Origin of the sequence: Paucihalobacter ruber (genome assembly GCF_006494535.1) — a bacterium.
GTDB lineage: Bacteria > Bacteroidota > Bacteroidia > Flavobacteriales > Flavobacteriaceae > Paucihalobacter > Paucihalobacter ruber.
In genome coordinates this window covers 1-4928 of the sequence record NZ_VHIQ01000014.1, presented here as the reverse complement: position 1 = coordinate 4928, position 4928 = coordinate 1, and the positions used below count along the sequence as shown (strand labels likewise).

The following is a 4928-nucleotide window of genomic DNA, read 5'->3' as shown; positions in this document are numbered from 1 at the left end:
CTTCTCTGGGTACTAAAGTATATACGTAGTTGCGGTCGCTTAATAGGGTGGCTCCGGTGCCGGAACCTGTGATAGTAACATTGAGTGTTTCTAGTGGTGTACCAAAGGAGTTAAAGGTTACTGACCCTGCGCCTGCTGCGCCCCATTGTACCGTGGCAGTGTATTGCGCTGTACCTTTTACCATAGTAGTGCTTAATGCGGTGCCTCCAACTACCGTCCAGGTTGGGTTTGCTAATAATCCATTACTAAAAGTGTAATCGTGGGTGCTGTTCGGACTTACCTGTGTGGGGCCTTGCAGGTTTTGGGCTTCGGTGATGCTTATTGTTAATAGTAATAGCATAAATAGGCTTTGACGTATCCATTGTAACGGTATGGTGAGTAATTTTGGCATATAACTGTAATTGAATTAAACGATGGTATTTACCTATTAAATACCTCGCTTAAAATTACAGAAGATCAATGACTTATATCAAAGGGTTTTCCTCTATATTTGTAAGGGTTTGCCTTGGTTTTGTGATTGGAAAAGATAATTTAAAAGCTTTGTGGCTTTGAGATCTGAATTTATGACGTTAATTTAAGCTAACGACTATGGCACATATCTTTTTAGGTACGGTATGTATTTAAAAGGTATCCGAGGTAGTGAGATTTGTAATGGTTGATTATCTCTTAAATTAATAAATTCTTAGTATAAAATTAGACAAATTTTGTTTTTCATCAACTGAACGTAGTACACACTATGTAGTTGTACGGCAGGCAGGTGTATTTTTTCTATTTTAGCGAACTTCTAAAAGAAATTTTCCGTCATCATTTTTTTGTTTTTAAAGTAAATACTCAAGGCTTCATCTTCTCTCTCAATCAATTGATTGTAATGTTCGTCATTATTACATAATTCATGATAACCCCAAATACAATAAATGTCTACATCAGGTTCGGTATTGAAAACTTTAAATGACCAATTTTTGGGTAAAGAGTTTTCAACTACAACAAACAATTCATGAGGAAACCAATTTGGTTTTCCATTTATGTCAACCAAATAGTATAAATGTTTAGTATCCTTGAATAACAACATTGCCATAACGAAATAAATCTCACCAATAATTAAGCCAAACGCACTAAAATCCACGTTTTGATAGCGAAACGATTCATCATAAAAAATGTCCATTTCTATTGCTTTTGTTTCTAAGCATTTAATTTTCATTCCTAGTTAATCAATTATTTTAAAATCATCAACCGCTTTTAAAACTCCATTTTTCCACTGACCTAGGTAGTGTATTTCAACACCTCCATTATTCCAAGACATTTTAACCCAACCATCTTTTTTATGCCATCTGTCGTCTGTCATTCCTTTTTTTAATCTATCCATAACTCTTCCTAAAGTTGGATTATTCATAATTTCTTCCAATGCTAATGCTTCATTGAGGTTTTTTGGATTAACCCTACTTACTCCTTCTTTGGCTGTAGAACCAAGCATTAAGGGTTTTAGTCCATCTTTAGTAGCATTTCTTGCAATACCTCTTGTTAGTGAAGTATAAACTCCTCTAAAAGCAAAAATATCAAAAAAAATGTTGCTTTCATTAAGATTTCCTAATGCTATTGGCACTTTTCCACCGTAATAATTATAAGCTTGAGCTGCCCATAAGTATAAAATTAATTTAACCTCGTCAGTCAATTCATAGGTATCCAAAAATGACACATCTATAGCACCTTGTCCAATAGCTCTTATTGTTGTTCTCCAAGATTCGTAATAATCTGCCTCATTGAGCCACTTTCCATCTCTCGAATTGTAATATTCAGTCTCATAAACAATACAACCTTCGCCATAACCACATACTGCCTTTCCAACCTGTCTTGTAGTTCCTTCTTTGCAATCATCACATGCAGTACTACCACCCATGGAATTTACTAAATCGGTATAAAGATTTTGTGCATCAATACCAGTAAATCTTGAACCTCCCGTAATCTGTTCAACATCTGCACCACTAGGATCAGCCCAAAATACTGGATTATTATCAAAGCCATTGTAAGTGGATTGAGAAAAGTGTGTTACAGGGTCAATAGATGTCCACCTAGCAATTGCCGGATCATATTGTCTAAAGGGCATTTCATATAGGTTTACACCAAGTGATTCTTCTAACTCAATACCATTGTATTTAAACTTTTGGGCCAAACTGTTAGTATTACCAGAAATATTTTCATTGTACCCTCTATGCTTCAACCCAAAAGGATAATAATTATTCTCCTCAATGATTTCAAGTATTGGTGTACTTGTGGTACTGATGTCTTTATAGTTTATCCGGATGTTGCCCAAGTGATCTTTGTATTGATACACATAATCAAAGTTGGTACCGTCAGGTTCTACATAGCCTTCAGGGTGTGAGAAGAACTTTAGCGTGCCATTCTCATAAATGTAGTTCCCTGCATAGTCTGTAGTAGCTCCTGTACTGACCGTTTTTCTCATCTTTACCCCTGTTGCATCGTAAATATAGGTAATTGTTCCCGTTTGTCCCATACCGTTTATCGAAATTTGCACGGGTAGGTTTAAATGGTTGTAATTTATATTGGTAATGCCCTTATTGGTATCGGTCTTCATATTGCCATTGGCATCATAGGTGTAATCGTTTGTGGGGTCTGGTGTGGTTTGATTGTGGTCGTCTTTAAATTCTCCTTGTACAGCACTCGGGGTGACTATGGCATCAGATACTTTTAATAACTTATTACTGTTGGCTTGGTAGGTGTATGTAAGATTGTCCATGGTATCAAAGTGTGTACTGTTGGTCGACACCGGGTTGGCCACTATATGACCCTTTCTTGTTAAACTTAAAATATTACCGTTTTTATCATAGCTAACATTCGATAAACTATATCTATCCAAATTGTCCATAGCCGTTTTAATACGTTTCAATGCATCGTGGGTGTAGTTGTAGGTCTTTAAACTATTGTCGGTATTGGCTTAGCTTAATGATATTGAACAAGCGTTATCGGGGGTCATGATTAAATAAAAATCTCAAAATTCTTTTAAACAAATTTTCTTTTCGTAATTTGGTATGATTCATAATAAAATCTACATCTGGATTTTCAATTCCTACAGATTTTAAAACAGAGATTAATTCATCTTTATCTTTATTTCTTATTGCTTTCTCAAATCTTCTTAATTCTCCATTAAGTACTAATCTTTCGTTAAGTGTTCCTTCCCTATATTTCATATTAATTAATTATTAGGTGATGTTTGTCCGTATTGAACGTTTTTTGGATCAACAAGAATCTCCGGGAGACCACCTTTATTGCCATCTAAAGGCAAGGCATTTCTTTTAAGGATTATATCATTATTATTGATAGTTCCTTTGGTAATAAAAGTTGCCGAATTAACTGATTGACTTTCTGCTCCAGAAGGAAGACCTGCTTTATCTCTGAAATTTGTAACATTTTTCGGGTTTTCAGTCGTCCATGAAAACCCTCCTTGTTTAGAATCTCCACCCCAAGCTCTATACACATCAGTCTTTCCTTTTGCAGCTTGTGTTGCTTTTGATATGGCAGGAAGAAAACCCTCAGTAGCTATTCCAGCCGTAATATCCAACATAACTCCATCAGTCCATACTTTAGTTGCATCGGCTACGCTAATATTCTCTTCTATAGATGTTTTTTGGATGTTTTCACCAATACCATCAAGAACGACGTTTCCAGCTCCAGAAAAACCATCATTGACATAGGCTAATCCCACTTTTGCAACTTCTGATAGCGTACTCGTAATTGAATTTTTAGCTAAAGAAATATTTTCAACTGGACTATTTGTGGCTATTGTTTTTATAGAATTCCAAATACTTGATGCTTTTCTCGTTACTGCAATTGAGGTTGTGTTTATAGGTGGGTCACCCGGACCAGTTGGCATCATCCCATCCGGGTCAATAAAGAAAATGGGGTTATTAAAGGCGTAGTTATAGGGTGAGTGGCGGCGCATCATTTCTGCTAAGGGGTCAACATTCATCCAACGTCCAAGCGCAGGGTCGTAGTTTCTAGCGGTAATATCATACCAATCTAAGCCCAGCTCGTCTTGGTATTCTTTACCGCCAAATTTGCGTTTTAGGGCAATGTTGGTAGAGGTGATGTTGGTGTTGTAGCCTTTGTGCTGTAAACCAAAAGGATAATAATTATTCTCCTCAATGATTTCGGTGGATGCGTTGATAAAGCCATTCCCATCGGCATCCGAGTAGGACAGTCGCACGTTCCCCAAGTGGTCTTTGTATTGATACACGTAATCAAAATTGGTACCATCCTGTTCTACATAGCCTTCAGGGTGACTAAAGAATTTCAAAGAACTGCCTGCGTATATATAATTACCTGCGTAATAGGTATAACTATCAGGCTGGCCACTTGTAATCACTTGCTTACTCAGTTTGATACCGGTGGCATCGTAAATGTATTTAATTTTGTTAACACTGCCAAATCTAACCTCGGTTGGTAAGTTCAAATGGTTGTACAATATTCCGTTGCTATTACTAGGCCCCACAATGCCCTTGTTTAAGTCTTTTACCATATTACCATTGGCGTCGTAAGTGTATTCAATAGTTTGATTGGTACCATCTTTAAAGCCGTAAGTGGTATTGCCAGCGTCGGCTACTTTTATCAGCTTATTACTGTTGGCTTGGTAGTTGTAGGTGAGGTTATCCATTATTCCAAATACAGTGGCAGCGCCATTGATATGTCCCTGCCGTTGCAAGTTAGTAATATTTCCGTTTTTGTCATAATGCACCTCTGTTAAATTGTAATTGCCTGTGTTGTCTATAGCCGTTTTAATACGGTTCAATGCATCGTAGGTGTAGCTGTAGGTTTTTAAACTGTTGTCGGTATTGGCACTTCTCCATTGGGTTAAACTAATGTTGCCGTTGTATAAGGGGTTGGTGCCTTCGTTATAGCCTATTTTAAAGGCAAAT

5 protein-coding genes are annotated in these 4928 nt (G+C 36.9%); all 5 read right to left on the bottom strand.

The window, feature by feature from the left end; genetic code table 11:
* Positions 1-391, bottom strand: a 391-nt coding sequence (locus tag FJ651_RS15575) for a hypothetical protein (RefSeq protein ID WP_140991716.1), incomplete at its 3' end; no start/stop codon positions are given.
* Positions 392-784: 393 nt separating this feature from the next.
* A complete protein-coding gene (locus tag FJ651_RS15570; protein ID WP_140991715.1) occupies positions 785-1162 on the bottom strand; it encodes a hypothetical protein in 378 nt (125 codons plus the stop codon).
* A gap of 42 nt (positions 1163-1204) precedes the next feature.
* Positions 1205-2902 (bottom strand): RHS repeat domain-containing protein, encoded by a 1698-nt coding sequence (locus tag FJ651_RS15565; RefSeq protein WP_140991714.1) that lies wholly within the window; start codon positions 2900-2902, stop codon positions 1205-1207.
* Between the two features lie 73 nt (positions 2903-2975).
* Positions 2976-3203, bottom strand: coding sequence for a hypothetical protein (locus FJ651_RS15560; protein ID WP_140991713.1), 228 nt, complete (start codon positions 3201-3203; stop codon positions 2976-2978).
* Positions 3204-3208: 5 nt separating this feature from the next.
* Positions 3209-4928: RHS repeat domain-containing protein (locus FJ651_RS15555; protein WP_140991712.1), on the bottom strand; the 1720-nt coding region annotated here is incomplete at its 5' end.